This window comes from Pseudomonas sp. MD330_10, assembly GCF_042610415.1.
Taxonomy (GTDB): domain Bacteria; phylum Pseudomonadota; class Gammaproteobacteria; order Pseudomonadales; family Pseudomonadaceae; genus Aquipseudomonas; species Aquipseudomonas rhodesiae.
This window is the reverse complement of record NZ_JBHGZU010000005.1, coordinates 15,310-29,871: the sequence shown is the minus strand read 5'-3', so window position 1 is coordinate 29,871 and position 14,562 is coordinate 15,310. Positions and strand designations below refer to the sequence as shown.

The following is a 14,562-nucleotide window of genomic DNA, read 5'->3' as shown; positions in this document are numbered from 1 at the left end:
GCGGCCTGAAGGCGACCCACTGCGCCTGCCGGCAGCCAGCAGGCTTGCAGTTGAAGCTATCGGCCCTGGGCGACAGTGCCAACCAGGGCAGCATCAATGCCAGTTTCGAGCGCTTGGGCCGCTACCAGCTCAGTGTGCTGGATGAGGCCGGTCAAACCGCCCGGCTTGAATTCAGCGTGGTGGATTAGGACCTCATCGGGGGCAAGCCCCCTCCCACTTTTTGATAGGTGAATGCATTCAAATGTGGGAGGGGGCTTGCCCCCGATGGCGGCCTGAAGGCGACCCACTGCGCCTGCCGGCCGGCAGCCAGCAGGCTTGCAGTTGAAGCTATCGGCCCTGGGCGACAGTGCCAACCAGAACAGCATCAATGCCAGTTTCGAGCGCTTGGGCCGCTATCAGCTCAGTGTGCTGGATGAAGCCGGTCAAACCGCCAGGCTTGAATTCAGCGTGGTGGATTAGGACCTCATCGGGGGCAAGCCCCCTCCCACTTTTTGATAGGTGAATGCATTCAAATGTGGGAGGGGGCTTGCCCCCGATGGCGGCCTGAAGGCCATCCCAGGTGATTCACTTGCCTTCAACGCTCATCCCCCGGAAGCTATACACCTTCAGGAGCCCGCCCCATGAACCTCGAACACCTCACCGAACGCCTGCATCGCATCCGCGATACCAACGACTGGAAACAGTTTCACAGCCCGAAAAACCTGGCCATGGCCGCCAGTGTGGAAATGGCCGAGTTGGTGGAAATCTTCCAATGGCTCACCGAAGACCAATCCCGCCAATTGCCCGCCGACAAGCTCGCCCATGCTGGCCAGGAAGTCGGCGATATTGTGTTGTATCTGTTGTTGCTGTGCAGTGAGCTGGGCCTGGACATGAACGAGGTGGTGCGCGCCAAACTGGCCGATAGCGAACGGCGGTTTATCCATGAGTGACCGTCACTTCGACCAACTGGCCACGCGCTTCGCCGAAAAAATCTATGGCGGCGCCAAAGGCGCGATCCGCCTGGCGGTGTTGCAGGCCGACCTGGCTGAAGCCTTGCCGCAACGCACGTTGCGCGTGCTGGATATCGGCGCCGGGCTCGGGCATATGTCCCTGTGGCTGGCCGAGCGTGGGCATCAGGTGACGCTGGCCGAACCCGCCGCGCCGATGCTCGAAGGCGCTCGCCAACGCTTCGCCGAAGCCGGGCAGCACGCTACCTTCATCCACGCGCCGTGGCAGGAACTGCTCGGCCAGCTCACCGAACCCTATGACCTGGTGCTGTGCCACGCCGTGCTGGAGTGGCTGGCCGAGCCCCACGCCATTCTGCCGGTGTTGCATCAGCTGACCGCGCCGGGGGGCTGGTTGTCCCTGGCGTTCTACAACCGCGATGCGCTGATCTACCGCAACCTGCTCAAAGGCCATTTCCGCAAAATGCGCAAGAACGACATGGCCGGCGAAAAGCAAAGCCTTACTCCGCAACAGCCACTCGACCCGCGAGAACTGGCGGCGCAACTCGAAGGGTTGTGGCAGGTCGAAAGCCAAAGTGGCGTGCGGGTGTTCCACGACTATATGCCAGTGGAGTTCCAGGCCCGCGCCGCCTTGCAGGATCTTGTCGAGATGGAGCTCGCTCATCGTCGTCACCCAAGCTTTGCCGGACTTGGGCGTTATTTGCACTGGATCTGCCGTCCGGTTTAAGCGGTTCAGTCTGCGGAGGTCGAAATGCGTCGTCTGTGTTTGATCCTGCTGTCCCTCGGGCTCGGAGCATGCTCCAGCCCCAACCCTTACGTGGCCGCTTCGGCCCCGATCCCTCCGGCGCCGCCCCAGGCCGCCACCACGTTCGATGCCAGCGCCTACCCGGCGCCGGTGCGTGACTACGGTGCTTACCGCAATTGGGCTTGGCGCAATGGCCAACTGCCGGCGGGCACCGCGTGGGCCGATTCGGCGCAGATCGCCGAAGCGGTCAGCGGGGCCCTCGACCAGCGCGGCCTGCGCCCGCTGCATGACAACCGCCCGGCGGACCTGCTGGTGAGCGCCGATGTACGCCAGGAGAAGCGCCTGCGCCAAGTCCAGGATGATTACGGCTATGGTTACGGCGGCTATAACCGCTATGGTCCAGGCTACGGCATTTATAACAGCGTGCCGGTGGTGCGCACCTATGAAGTGCAAGTGGTGGTGGTTCGCATCAACCTGTTCGATGCCCGCAGCGGCCAGCCGGTGTGGAGCGCCAGCGCGGAAACCAGCAGCCAGGGCAGCCTCAGCGAGCGGGCCGATGCGCTGCGCCAGGCGGTACAAAAGGCCATGGCCGCGTATCCGCCGCGTTAACCGCTATTCTCATTTAACGTGTCTGCCGCTTTTTGGAGAACCACCATGTTTCGTCGTATCGCTACGCTTGCGTTCGCTGTGCTGCTGAGCGGTTGCCAGACCAGCCAAGTCAACCACGACTTCGATGCCAGCCGGGACTTCGGTGCCTACCGCAGTTGGGCTTGGAAAGACCCCGCCCTGCAATACCGCCCCGATGATCCGCGCATCAAAAGCGACCTCACCGAGCAGCGCATCCGCCAAGCCGTCGGCGAACAACTCGACCAACGCGGTTTGCGCCCGGCGGCTGCCGGCGCCAAGGCAGACGTGAACGTACAGGCTTACCTGATCGTCGAAGACCGCCAGCAGCAAGTCACCACCAACTACGGCGGCGCCTGGGGCGGTCCATGGAACGGCTATTGGGGCGCGCCGATGTACAACGAAACCCGCAGCGTCACCTATAAAGTGGCGACCATCCAGATCGACCTGCTGGACGGCAAGGACGGCAAACTGGTGTGGCGCGGCAGCGATGAACAACTGATGAGCAGCACCCCGAACCCACAGGACCGCAATAACGCGATCCGCACCACAGTCACGCGCATCCTCTCCAGCTATCCGCCCCACTGATCGATCACCGGGGGCTGCGCGGCAGCCCCCGTATCTTTGTCTTCATTCCACCGAACCTACGGACAGTACACGCGGACCGCTCGCACTTGCCGGTGATCGTTATGTCCGGTCATGCCGAGATGGATGAACTCAGCGACTTGCTGCGCTTGCAAGTGCTGGACCTGTTTCGCAAACCGATCTATCTGGCGCGGCTGGTCGATACGTTGAACAGCCTGCTTCCCAAACACGTCACAGGGTTCAAGCCTTGAGCGGCCAACGGTGCTCAGCCGATGGGCTGCCACCTGCCGACCATATGCTCAATCCCGCCCGCACCGTTCAACACCCACTCGCCACTAGAACCGGCGGCGCTGGCCGATAGGTGCACTTCGCTGGGCAGCCGCACCGGTTTTCTGAACTCCACAAACAGTTCGATATTGGCCGCAGGCAGATGCTCACCCAGGGCCGCCAGGCTGCGCGCCTTGTTCCATAAACCATGGGCGATGGCCTGGGGAAACCCGAACAGTCTGGCGGTGAGGGCGCTGAGGTGGATCGGGTTGTAGTCGCCGGACACCCGTGCGTAGCGGCGGCCGATGTCGCTGGGGGCGTTCCAGCGCGTCAGTTCGCTGACCTGGGCGGGCGTGGGCAGAGGCTCATCCTCTGCCGGGCCTGACAGCTTCACGCCTCGGCACAGCATGCGGCTCTCGCCTTCCCACAGCAGGCCGAGGGCGTCCTCGACGGTGGTGATCAGGTCGAACGTCGCGCCTTTGGCGTGTGGCTTGAGGTTCTGTGCGTGCACGCCAATCCACAGTTCGCCCACGCCGCCCAAGGGGCGGTGCACGCGAATGCGGTTACTCAAGTGGATCAGCCCGAGCAGGGGAAACGGGAACGCTTTGTCGGTGAGCAATTGCATCTGCACGCCGAAGGCGAGGATATGCGGGTAAGTGGCCGGCAGCATCGGGCTGTCGGCAAAGCCGCACACCTTGCGATAGGCCGCCACCGCCTTGGGATCGACGCTGACCCGGCAGCGCAACCCCTGGTCGGGCAGGCTGGTGCCGCTGATCTTGCGCTTGAGCGCTGCACGCCAATACAGCGGCGGCAGGAAAGGTCGGTTGCTTAAGGTCTGCCACTGCATGCTCACGCTCCCAATAGACTTTGCCCACACACCCGCAGGGCTTGCCCGCTGACCGCGCCGGAGCCCGGCTGGCCTAGCCACGCCACGGCCTCGGCGACGTCCTGAGGCAACCCGCCCTGGCCCAACGAACTCATGCGCCGCCCGGCTTCGCGCAGGGCGAAGGGAATATGCGCGGTCATCTGGGTTTCGATGAACCCGGGCGCGACGGCATTGATACTGATGCCTCGCGCCTTGAGCAACGGCGCCCAGGCTTCGGCCAGGCCGATCAAACCGGCCTTGCTCGCCGCGTAATTGGTTTGCCCGCGGTTGCCGGCGATGCCGCTGATGGAGGCCAGCAGCACCACGCGGGCGTTGTCGCGCAGTGTGCCGCTGTCTAGCAGGGCTTTGGTCAGTACTTGCGGCGCATTCAGATTGACCGCCAGCACGGCATCCCAATATTCCGGGGTCATATTGGCCAGGGTCTTGTCGCGGGTGATGCCGGCGTTATGCACCAGAATGTCGAGACCCTCGGGCAGGTGTTCGATCAACTGCGTGGCAGCGTCTTCGGCGCAGATATCCAGGATGACGGTGCGCGCCCCCAGGCGTGCGGCCAGGGCTTCCAGATCGGCCTTGGCCTGGGGCACGTCGAGCAGGATCACCTCGGCACCGTCGCGGGCCAGGGTTTCGGCGATGGCCGCGCCGATGCCACGGGCGGCGCCGGTGACCAGGGCCTTGCGCCGCGCCAGGGGGCGGGTCCAGTCCTCCACTGGGGTAGCGCAGGCTTGCAGGCGAATCACCTGGCCTGAAATGTAGGCACTCTTCGGCGATAGGAAGAAGCGCAGCGCGCCTTCCAGTTGCGTCTCGGCGCCGTCGCCGACATACAGCAACTGCAACACGCCGCCATTGCGCAGTTCTTTGGCCAGGGAGCGGCTGAAGCCTTCCAGGGCGCGCTGGGCACTGGCGGCAAACGGATCGCTGAGGCTTTCCGGGGCGCGGCCGAGAATCACTAGGTGGGCGCTATGGTCGAGATTTTTCAGCAGCGGCTGAAAGAATTCGCGCAGTTGCTTGAGCGAATCGGTGTGCTGCAGGCCGCTGGCGTCGAACACCACCGCTTTGAGCTTGGGGCCATGGCCGGGGATCCATGTGGGGGCGTCCAGCGGTTCGGCGCCATAGCTGTAAATGGCATCGGTGAGTTTGTTGGCGAACGGCAGCACCTGGGCCGCCAGTGCGCCGCCGCCGAGCAGCAAGGCGCCCTCGACCGGCCGCAGGCGCCCGGCCTGCCAGCGTTCCAGGCGTCCCGGCGACGGCAGGCCAATGGCGGCGACCAGGCGCTGGCCGAGGCTGGAGTTGGCGAAGTCGATATAACGGTCAGACATGGAACGCTCTCCGAAGGCTGGGGTTCAAAGGGTTGACCATCCCAGGGTAGCAGTCGTTCGACTAGGCTTATCCTTCCAGGCCACGGCGGCCGGCCCATCACACACAGGGAGCTTTCCATGACTCAATTGCGGCGTGTAGCGATCATTGGCGCAAATCGCATTCCTTTCGCCCGCTCCAATGGCCCCTACGCTACTGCGAGCAACCAGGCGATGCTGACGGCCGCCCTGGAAGGTCTGATCGAACGCTACAACCTGCACGGCTTGCGCCTGGGCGAAGTGGCCGCCGGTGCGGTACTCAAGCATTCGCGGGATTTCAACCTGACCCGCGAATGCGTGCTGGGCTCGCGCCTGTCGCCGCAAACCCCAGCCTACGACATCCAACAAGCCTGCGGCACCGGGCTGGAGGCGGCGCTGCTGGTGGCCAACAAAATCGCTCTGGGCCAGATCGAATGCGGCATTGCCGGCGGCGTGGACACCACTTCCGACGCGCCGATCGGTGTGAATGAGGGGTTGCGCAAGATCCTGCTGCAGGCCAATCGCAGTAAGTCGATGGCGGATAAATTAAAAGTCCTGTTACAACTTCGTCCCCATCACCTCAAGCCTGAGCTGCCGCGCAATGGCGAACCGCGTACTGGCCTGTCCATGGGCCAGCACTGCGAATTGATGGCCCAGACCTGGCAGATCCCCAGGGCCGAACAGGACCAACTTGCCCTTGAGAGCCATCAGAAAATGGCCGCCGCCTACGCCGAAGGCTGGCACGACGATCTGATCACGCCGTTTTTGGGCCTGACTCGCGACAACAACCTACGCCCCGACCTGACGCTGGAGAAACTCGCCGCCCTCAAACCGGCCTTTGAACGCAGCGAGAAGGGCACCCTCACCGCCGGCAATTCCACGCCACTGACCGATGGCGCCTCCCTGGTGCTGCTGGGTAGTGAGGCGTGGGCTCAGGAACGTGGCCTGCCGATCCTGGCTTACCTGCGCGATGGCGAAGCGGCTGCGGTGGATTTCGTCAACGGCGCCGAAGGCTTGCTGATGGCGCCGGTGTATGCGGTTCCGCGCCTGCTGGCCAGGAACGGTCTGACGCTGCAGGACTTCGATTACTACGAGATCCACGAAGCCTTCGCCGCCCAAGTGTTGTGCACACTCAGGGCCTGGGAAGATGCCGATTACTGCAAGACCCGCCTGGGCCTCGACGCGCCGTTGGGCGCCATCGACCGCAGCCGACTCAATGTCAAAGGCAGCTCCCTGGCGGCGGGGCATCCGTTTGCCGCCACCGGCGGGCGCATTGTTGCCAACTTGGCCAAGTTGTTGGAGACGGCGGGCAAGGGCCGTGGGCTGATCTCGATCTGCGCCGCCGGCGGGCAAGGGGTGAGCGCGATCATTGAGCGTTAACGGCGCCCCGGAATTGGCCTATTGGTTGCATTCTTAAACGGGCAAAGATCAGTCGCCTCTCCCACCCGCGAGCCGATTGCCGTATAACGAGTGCCATACGCGTATTTGGTAACAAAGGACCCACAATAAAAGCTGATGAAGACTCCTAAACGCATTGAACCCCTGATCGAAGACGGTCTGGTCGACGAAGTGCTGCGCCCACTCATGAGTGGGAAAGAAGCAGCTGTTTATGTGGTGCGCTGCGGCAACGAATTGCGTTGCGCCAAGGTTTACAAGGAGGCGAACAAACGAAGTTTTCGTCAGGCATCCGAATACCAGGAAGGCCGTAAAGTCCGTAACAGCCGCCAGGCCCGCGCTATGGCCAAGGGCTCAAAGTTCGGCAAGAAGGAAACCGAAGACGCCTGGCAGAACGCCGAAGTCGCGGCGTTGTTCCGCTTGGCCGGTGCCGGTGTGCGCGTGCCGCAGCCGTATGACTTCCTCGAAGGCGTGCTGCTGATGGAGCTGGTGGCCGATGAGTATGGCGATGCCGCCCCGCGTCTGAACGACGTGGTGCTGGAGCCGGATCAAGCCCGCGAGTATCACGCTTTCCTGATTTCCCAGATCGTGCTGATGCTGTGTACCGGCCTGGTGCACGGTGACCTGTCCGAGTTCAACGTGCTGCTCACGCCGACCGGCCCGGTAATCATCGACCTGCCCCAGGCGGTGGATGCGGCGGGCAACAACCACGCATTCAGCATGCTGGAGCGGGATGTGGGCAACATGGCTTCCTACTTCGGACGCTTCGCCCCGGAGTTGAAAAAAACCAAGTACGCCAAGGAAATGTGGGCGTTGTATGAAGCCGGCACCTTGCACCCTGGCAGCGTCTTGACCGGTGAATTCGACGAGCCGGAAGAACTGGCGGACGTGGGTGGTGTGATCCGCGAGATCGAAGCGGCGCGGCTCGATGAAGAGCGTCGCCAGGCGATTCGGGCGGCGGATGACGCGCCGTCGAGCAAAGTCCCCGACGAACCGCCACCGCCGCCTTGGATGCAATAGTCTGCGGCTGCATGCAGATCAACAGGTGGGAGGGGCGGTGCGACGATTCGACTTGCCCCCGGCGGCACAGGTATCTACACACCTTCGGTAGAAAACATAACCTGAGAAAGTGAGATTTTTTGTGGTGAGCAGGCTTGCCCTGCGCTGGGCTGCGAAGCGGCCCTGAAACCTGACAACCGGTTTTGCCTGATACGCCACAGTGTACGGAGAGGGGGCCGCTCCGCGCCCCAGCGCAGGGCAAGCCTGCTCACCACAGCGTTATGTGTTCGCCTTTAAAACTTTAAGATATCTATGCCCCGATGGCAGCGTTTCAGTCACCGCAACGGCTGGCTGACCCACCGCTGTGGGGCAAGCTCTCTCCCACATTGGGATGCAATATTCTGCGGCTGCATGCAGATCAACAGGTGGGAGGGGCGGTGCAACGATTCGACTTGCCCCGGCGTCACAGGTATCTACACATCTTCGGTAGAAAACATAACCTGAGAAAGTGAGATTTTTTGTGGTGAGCAGGCTTGCCCTGCGCTGGGCTGCGAAGCGGCCCTGAAACCTGACAACCGGTTTTGCCTGATACGCCACAGTGTACGGAGAGGGGGCCGCTCCGCGCCCCAGCGCAGGGCAAGCCTGCTCACCACAGCGTTATGTGTCCGCCTTTAAGACTTGAGGATACCTATGCCCCAATGGCAGCGTTTCACCGCAACGGCTGGCTGATCCACCGCTGTCGGGCAAGCTCTCTCCCACATTGGTTTTGCGTATGGCCTTAGGAGCAGCAAGAGCCGGACGCCAGCTCCTTGAGGATCGGGCAATCGGGCCGATCATCGCCTTGGCAGTGTTCCACCAGGTCCTGCAAGGTGTCGCGCAGTTGGCCCAGTTCCAGGATCTTCTGATTCAACTCGTCGATATGCTGGCGCGCCAAGGCTTTTACGTCGGCGCTGGCGCGGTGGCGGTCTTGCCACAGGGCCAGCAGTTTGCCGACCTCTTCCAGTGAAAACCCCAGATCCCGCGAGCGTTTGATAAACGCCAACGTATGCAGGTCCTCCGCGCCGTACACGCGGTAGCCGCTGTCGGTGCGGTGAGCCGCTTTCAGCAGGCCTATGGATTCGTAATAGCGAATCATCTTGGCGCTGAGCCCACTCTGACGGGCGGCTTGGCCGATGTTCATGGGTGTCGATCCTCCAAATCCTTGGGTTTCCAGGTTTTCAACAGCAAGGCATTGCTCACTACGCTGACGCTGGACAACGCCATCGCCGCGCCCGCCAACACTGGGTTGAGCAGGCCGAAGGCCGCCAGGGGAATGCCAATCAAGTTATACACAAAGGCCCAGAACAGGTTCTGGCGGATCTTGGCGTAGGTCTTGCGGCTGATCTCCAGCGCGGCCGGCACCAAGCGCGGATCGCCGCGCATTAGGGTAATGCCGGCGGCATGCATGGCCACATCGGTGCCGCCGCCCATGGCGATGCCGATATCGGCGGCCGCCAGGGCCGGGGCGTCATTGATGCCGTCGCCGACCATCGCCACCACGCCGGTTTTTTTCAGCGCGGCGACGGTGGCGGCTTTGTCGGCGGGCAGCACTTCGGCATGCACATCGTCGATGCCCAGCGCCTGCGCCACCACCTGCGCACTGCCGCGATTGTCGCCGGTGAGCAGATGGCTGCTGATGCCTTGAGCCGTGAGCTGCCCCACGGCCTGCAACGCACCGGGCTTGAGGGTGTCGCCAAATGCGAACAGCCCCAGCACCCGCGGTTGCCCGCCTTGCTCGATCAACCAGGACAACGTGCGACCTTCGGCCTCCCAGGTCTGAGCGGTTTGCGTCAGATCGCCAGGGTTCAGGCCGCTGTCTTCCAGCAGGCGGCGATTGCCCAAGGCCAGTGGCCGGCCATCGAGGGTGCCGGCGATACCGCGCCCGGTCAGGGATTGGCTGGCGCTGACATCGGCAACGTTCAGCCCCTGTTCGGCGCAGGCTTCCAGCACTGCGTTGGCCAATGGGTGCTCGCTGCCGCGTTGCAGCGCGCCGGCTTGTTGCAACAGTTGGGCTTGATCGCCATCCACCGCGATCATATGCGCGATTTTTGGCGTGCCGGAGGTGAGGGTGCCGGTCTTGTCGAACACTACGGCGCTGACTTCATGGGCACGTTCCAAGGCCTCGGCGTCCTTGATCAGAATGCCGTGTCGCGCGGCGACGCCGGTGCCGGCCATGATCGCGGTCGGCGTGGCCAGGCCGAGGGCGCATGGGCAGGCGATCACCAGCACCGCGACCGCATTGATGATGGCGGTTTCCAGCGGCGCGCCGTACAGCCACCAGCCCACCAGCGTGATCAGCGCCAGCACCAGCACGGTCGGCACAAACACCTGGCTGACTTTATCCACCAGTTTCTGGATCGGCGCCTTGGCGGCCTGGGCGTCTTCTACCAAACGGATGATCCGCGCCAGGACGCTCTCGGCGCCCAGCGCGGTGGTGCGCACCAACAGGCGGCCTTCACCGTTGATGGCGCCGCCGGTGACCTTATCGCCCGGTTGTTTCGGCACGGGCAAGCTCTCGCCGCTGATCAGGGCTTCGTCGGCATGGCTCTGGCCTTCGATCACTTCACCGTCCACCGGGAAGCGTTCGCCGGGTTTGACGCTGACCACGTCGTTGAGGGACAGGGCGTTGATCGCCACCTCTTGTTCATGGCCATCGCGCACGCGGGTGGCGCGCTCGGGGCGCAGGGCTTCCAGGGCGCGGATGGCGCTGGCGGTCTGGCGCTTGGCGCGGCTTTCCAGGTATTTGCCCAGCAGGATCAGGGCAATCACCACTGCGGAGGCTTCGAAATACAGGTGCGGCATGCTGCCAGCGGGGGCGTTGAGCCATTCGTACAGGCTCAGGCCGTAACCGGCACTGGTGCCGATGGCCACCAGCAAATCCATATTGCCCGCTCCGGCGCGCACGGCTTTCCAGGCGGCCACGTAAAAGCGTGCGCCGAGGATAAATTGCACCGGGGTGGCCAGGGCGAATTGCACCCAGGCCGGTAGCATCCAATGCAGGCCGAACGGCTGCACCAGCATCGGCAGCACCAGGGGCAGCGCCAGCACGATGGCCAACAGCAAGGCCCAGCGCTCGCGGTGCAGGCGCTGGGCTTGATCGGCGGCGGTGCGGGTTTCGGTCTGCGGCAGGCTGGCGCTGTAACCGGCCTTGTCGACGGCGGCGATCAGCACGCTGGGGTCCATCTGGCCGAGGACTTCGACGTGGGCACGTTCATTGGCCAGGTTGACGCTGACGCTCTGCACCCCCGGCACCTTGCCCAGCGCGCGCTCGACACGCCCGGCGCAACTGGCGCAGGTCATACCGCCGATGGGCAGGTCAAAGGTGGTGGTTCCATTCATGGGGCAATCCTCCAAGAGAAGTGGCCCCTAGGATCAACCTTGTCCTGTGGGTAAGGTCAAGCGCCTTCAGTATTCCAATGCCGCAGGCTTGAGGTACATGCCGTCCGGGCCTTGGGCGATCCGCAGTTTGCGTACGTCTCCGGCCTTCAACGTGATGTTCTGCGCCGGCGGTGCCAGCAGACCCGGCAAGCAGCCCGGCGCCTGGCCCGGCAGCAACTTGAGGCGCAACGACAGGTTACCCGCCGGCAAGTTGAACGAGGTGGACTGCTCTTGGAACAGCCGGCCGGCCAACTGGTCGTTGAGGTACAGGCCAATCTCGCAATTGGTCGGCACTTCCAGGCGTTCCCGGGAAATGATCAGCACCGCATAGTCTTCTGCGGCCAGGGCCTGGGGCGCGGCGGCAGACAAGCTCATCAGGCCCACAAGGCCAAAAAACGACCAGCGCATGGCGAGTACTCCGTGGTTCACAGCTTGAGAAAGTTGAAGCTTGGCCGACGTGGCCGCCGAATACCAGCCCGGCCGATTTCTCAGGAACTTGACCTTGCCATCGTGGCAAGGTCGAGACTGGGTCCAACCTCATCAAAGGAGTCATGTCATGCAAGTATTCACTGTGGAAGGAATGACCTGCGGCCATTGCGTCAAAGCGGTGACCCAAGCGGTACAGAGCCAGGACCCGACAGCCGAAGTGAAGGTGGACCTGGCGGCGAAGCAGGTCAGCGTGCAGAGCCAGCTGAGCCGTGAAGCGATTGCCGGGCTGATCAAGGAGGAAGGCTACAGCGTCGTCTGAAATTTAATAGTTAGCGAGCTATCGTAATGTTCAAGGCACCCAAGCACGGCTAGACTGTCGGGCTGCCGACTCACTTGGGTGCCTGATGAACCTTCGCATAATTCTGATCCTGGGTGCCCTGAGCGCCTTCGCTCCACTGGCGATCGATTTTTACTTGCCGGGTTTTCCGGCGATGGCCACCGCGTTTGCCACCGATGAAAAACATATCCAACTGACTTTGGCGGTGTATTTCGCCGGCCTGGCTATCGGCCAATTGATCTACGGCCCCCTGGCAGACCGTTTCGGTCGGCGCGGGCCGCTGCTCAGCGGCGTGACCCTGTTTACGTTGGCCTCCTTCGCCTGTGCCTTTGCGCCGTCCCTGGAATGGCTGATCGGCGCGCGCTTTGTGCAAGCCCTGGGTGGCTGCGCGGGCATGGTGATTTCCCGCGCGGTGGTCAGCGACAAATGCGATGCCGTGGGCTCGGCCAAAGTGTTCTCCCAACTGATGCTGGTGACCGGCCTGGCGCCGATCCTCGCGCCGCTGGCCGGTGGCTTGATGGTGGGGTTGTGGGGCTGGCAGTCGATCTTCCTGGCGTTGTCGATCTTTAGCGTGATGGCGGCAGTCGCCGTGGCGGTAGGGTTGCCGGAAACTTTCCCGGCCCACCAACCGCGCCAGCCATTGTCCGGCTCGCTGCGTCGTTATCTCGGGTTGCTGTCGGACCGGGTCTACCTCGGCTATGCCCTCACCGGTGCGCTGTCGATTGCCGGAATGTTTGCCTACATAGCCGGTTCACCTTTCGTATTTATCAAACTCTACGGCGTGCCAGCCGAGCATTACGGCTGGGTGTTCGGCTCCAACGCCGCCGGTTTTATCCTGGTGGCTCAGCTCAATGCCCGACTGTTAGCCAAACGTGGCCCGGCATTTTTGCTGTCGCGCACAGTGTGGGTGTACGTGGCGGCGGCGCTGACGCTGCTGGGAGTGGCCGCGCTGCGCACCCAAGCGTTGTGGCCTCTGCTGATACCGCTGTTTATCTGTATCGCCAGCCTGGGTTGCATACTGCCTAACACCTCGGCCTGTGCTATGGCAGGCCAGGGTGCGCGGGCCGGTAGTGCTTCGGCATTGCTCGGTTGTATTCAGTTCGGCGTGGCGGCGGGGGCGGCGTCGTTGGTGGGGGCGTTGCACGATGGCACAGCGATGCCGATGGCGATGGTCATCAGCTTGTGCGGGCTATTGGCGGTGACAGTGGCCATGTCGACCTTGCGCCTGCAACGGGCCAGGGCCGTGCAGGCGCAGGGCTGACCGAGGGGGTCAGCCAGCGGCGGCGCGCTGCTGGTTGACCCGGAAATTGTGCGGCGCCTGAATGCGCGCTTGCAGGGTCTCGGCAAAGGCGCGGGCCTCGGCTTCACTGCGGAAGGTAATGGTTCTCTGGTCCAGACGGACCTCCCATTGAGATTTTGCTAACGCTTTTATCAGGATCTTCATTGCTGACTTCCTCACGTAAAAGAATCGTGGCAAAGGCGGCCAATATAAACCCGAATGCGCTCGCAAATATGACAAAGGTCAACTGTCTGACTAGCGGCGTCGTCCATCACTCACACGAGTAACAGACGACGCCTACAGACCTGTTTCAGAAACCTTCCAACACGATCTTGCCTTTGGCCTTGCCGCTCTCCAGCAACGCGTGAGCCCGACGCAGATTGGCCGCGTTGATCGCACCGAAGTGCTCGCCCACGGTGGTTTCCAGCGTGCCGGCGTCGATCAGTTCAGCCACGCGATTGAGCAGGTGGTGTTGTTCGATCATGTCCGGCGTCTCGAACATCGAGCGGGTGTACATAAACTCCCAATGCAGCGACAGGCTCTTGCGCTTGAGCTTGCTGACGTCCAGTGCCTTGGGGTCGTCGATCAGCGCGAGCTTGCCCTGAGGTTGCAGCGCTTCGACCAACTGATCCAGGTGGTGCTCGGTCTGGGTCAGGCTGGCGACATGGGTCACTTGCGCTTCGCCGGCCTGTTGCAAGGCTTGGCTCAGCGGCTGGCTGTGGTCGATCACCCGATGGGCGCCCAGTGCTTTGGCCCATGCCTGGGTTTCCGGGCGCGACGCGGTGCCGATCACCTTCAATGCCGTCAGTTGCCGGGCCAGTTGGGTGAGGATCGAACCCACACCGCCGGCGGCGCCGACGATCAGCAGGCTCTGGCCTTCATCTTCCTTGCCCTCGCGAATCTGCAGGCGCTCGAACAGCAGTTCCCAGGCCGTGATAGCGGTCAGCGGCAGCGCGGCGGCTTCGGCAAAGTTCAGGCTCTTGGGCATATGCCCGACGATGCGTTCGTCCACCGTGTGCAGTTCGCTGTTGCCGCCCGGGCGGGTCAGGGAGCCGGCGTAGAACACCTTGTCGCCAGCTTTGAAGAGGGTCACGTCGCTGCCGACCGCCTTGACCACCCCGGCGACGTCCCAGCCCAGCACCTTGGCAGCGCCGTGTTCGGGGGCGACGTTCTGGCGCACTTTGGTGTCCACCGGGTTGACCGAGATGGCTTTGACTTCTACCAGCAGGTCGCGGGGGCCGGCGACGGGGGCCGGCAATTCGATGTCTTGCAGGGACAGGGGATCGTTGATGGGCAGTGACGCGTAGTAGGCAATGGCTTTCAT

16 protein-coding genes and 2 pseudogenes are annotated in these 14,562 nt (G+C 63.1%); 11 read left to right on the top strand and 7 right to left on the bottom strand.

The window, feature by feature from the left end; translation table 11 throughout:
- Nucleotides 1-50: 50 nt before the first annotated feature.
- The 7 genes and pseudogenes from ACFZPT_RS09550 to ACFZPT_RS09520 all read left to right on the top strand — a co-directional run.
- A complete protein-coding gene (locus ACFZPT_RS09550; protein ID WP_158231145.1) occupies nt 51-188 on the top strand; it encodes a hypothetical protein in 138 nt (45 codons plus the stop codon).
- 86 nt (nt 189-274) lie between these two features.
- Nucleotides 275-459 (top strand): annotated as a pseudogene (locus ACFZPT_RS09545) (hypothetical protein); the annotation flags it as partial.
- 161 nt (nt 460-620) lie between these two features.
- Nucleotides 621-929, top strand: a complete 309-nt coding sequence (locus ACFZPT_RS09540) for a MazG-like family protein (RefSeq protein WP_034095697.1) — start codon at nt 621-623, stop codon at nt 927-929.
- On the top strand, nt 922-1,671 hold the full coding sequence (locus ACFZPT_RS09535) for a methyltransferase (RefSeq protein WP_040266015.1): 750 nt from the start codon (nt 922-924) through the stop codon (nt 1,669-1,671). Before ACFZPT_RS09540 ends, ACFZPT_RS09535 begins: the two co-directional genes overlap by 8 nt.
- 24 nt (nt 1,672-1,695) lie before the next feature.
- Nucleotides 1,696-2,298, top strand: a complete 603-nt coding sequence (locus ACFZPT_RS09530; protein ID WP_099312999.1) for a DUF4136 domain-containing protein — start codon at nt 1,696-1,698, stop codon at nt 2,296-2,298.
- Between the two features lie 45 nt (nt 2,299-2,343).
- Nucleotides 2,344-2,901: a DUF4136 domain-containing protein gene (locus ACFZPT_RS09525; RefSeq protein WP_040266017.1), complete on the top strand. Its 558-nt coding sequence runs from the start codon at nt 2,344-2,346 to the stop codon at nt 2,899-2,901.
- Nucleotides 2,902-2,969: 68 nt separating this feature from the next.
- Nucleotides 2,970-3,149: pseudogene (locus ACFZPT_RS09520) on the top strand (response regulator); the annotation flags it as partial.
- Between the two features lie 14 nt (nt 3,150-3,163).
- Here the strand turns inward: ACFZPT_RS09520 and ACFZPT_RS09515 are convergent.
- Together ACFZPT_RS09515 and ACFZPT_RS09510 are read right to left on the bottom strand one after the other, a co-directional pair.
- A complete protein-coding gene (locus tag ACFZPT_RS09515) occupies nt 3,164-4,012 on the bottom strand; it encodes a MaoC/PaaZ C-terminal domain-containing protein (protein ID WP_099312998.1) in 849 nt (282 codons plus the stop codon).
- 2 nt (nt 4,013-4,014) lie between these two features.
- A complete protein-coding gene (locus tag ACFZPT_RS09510) occupies nt 4,015-5,367 on the bottom strand; it encodes a 3-oxoacyl-ACP reductase (protein ID WP_099312997.1) in 1,353 nt (450 codons plus the stop codon).
- A 117-nt stretch (nt 5,368-5,484) separates the two neighbouring features.
- Between ACFZPT_RS09510 and ACFZPT_RS09505 the strand changes: the two genes are divergently transcribed.
- Together ACFZPT_RS09505 and ACFZPT_RS09500 are read left to right on the top strand one after the other, a co-directional pair.
- Nucleotides 5,485-6,762, top strand: a complete 1,278-nt coding sequence (locus tag ACFZPT_RS09505; RefSeq protein ID WP_034111606.1) for an acetyl-CoA C-acetyltransferase — start codon at nt 5,485-5,487, stop codon at nt 6,760-6,762.
- Nucleotides 6,763-6,897: 135 nt separating this feature from the next.
- A complete protein-coding gene (locus tag ACFZPT_RS09500) occupies nt 6,898-7,797 on the top strand; it encodes a PA4780 family RIO1-like protein kinase (protein WP_034095704.1) in 900 nt (299 codons plus the stop codon).
- A 757-nt stretch (nt 7,798-8,554) separates the two neighbouring features.
- Here ACFZPT_RS09500 and cueR read toward each other — a convergent pair.
- From cueR to ACFZPT_RS09485, 3 genes are all read right to left on the bottom strand, one after another.
- Nucleotides 8,555-8,956 carry a Cu(I)-responsive transcriptional regulator gene (gene cueR, locus ACFZPT_RS09495; protein WP_034095719.1) on the bottom strand — a complete coding sequence of 134 codons (402 nt, stop codon included), beginning with the start codon at nt 8,954-8,956 and terminating at the stop codon, nt 8,555-8,557.
- Complete coding sequence (locus ACFZPT_RS09490; protein WP_047881374.1) at nt 8,953-11,154, bottom strand: cation-translocating P-type ATPase; 2,202 nt, start codon at nt 11,152-11,154, stop codon at nt 8,953-8,955. The genes cueR and ACFZPT_RS09490 overlap by 4 nt, the downstream gene beginning before the upstream one ends.
- A gap of 66 nt (nt 11,155-11,220) precedes the next feature.
- On the bottom strand, nt 11,221-11,601 hold the full coding sequence (locus ACFZPT_RS09485) for a hypothetical protein (protein WP_034095721.1): 381 nt from the start codon (nt 11,599-11,601) through the stop codon (nt 11,221-11,223).
- 148 nt (nt 11,602-11,749) lie between these two features.
- Between ACFZPT_RS09485 and ACFZPT_RS09480 the strand changes: the two genes are divergently transcribed.
- Both ACFZPT_RS09480 and ACFZPT_RS09475 read left to right on the top strand, forming a co-directional pair.
- Complete coding sequence (locus tag ACFZPT_RS09480; protein ID WP_034095722.1) at nt 11,750-11,941, top strand: heavy-metal-associated domain-containing protein; 192 nt, start codon at nt 11,750-11,752, stop codon at nt 11,939-11,941.
- Nucleotides 11,942-12,026: 85 nt separating this feature from the next.
- Nucleotides 12,027-13,220 (top strand): multidrug effflux MFS transporter, encoded by a 1,194-nt coding sequence (locus ACFZPT_RS09475; protein WP_034111610.1) that lies wholly within the window; start codon nt 12,027-12,029, stop codon nt 13,218-13,220.
- A 9-nt stretch (nt 13,221-13,229) separates the two neighbouring features.
- On the opposite strand, the gene ACFZPT_RS09470 is transcribed toward ACFZPT_RS09475, so the two are convergent.
- On the bottom strand, nt 13,230-13,403 hold the full coding sequence (locus ACFZPT_RS09470; RefSeq protein WP_167389858.1) for a hypothetical protein: 174 nt from the start codon (nt 13,401-13,403) through the stop codon (nt 13,230-13,232).
- A gap of 145 nt (nt 13,404-13,548) precedes the next feature.
- Nucleotides 13,549-14,562, bottom strand: a complete 1,014-nt coding sequence (locus ACFZPT_RS09465) for a zinc-binding alcohol dehydrogenase family protein (RefSeq protein ID WP_034095724.1) — start codon at nt 14,560-14,562, stop codon at nt 13,549-13,551.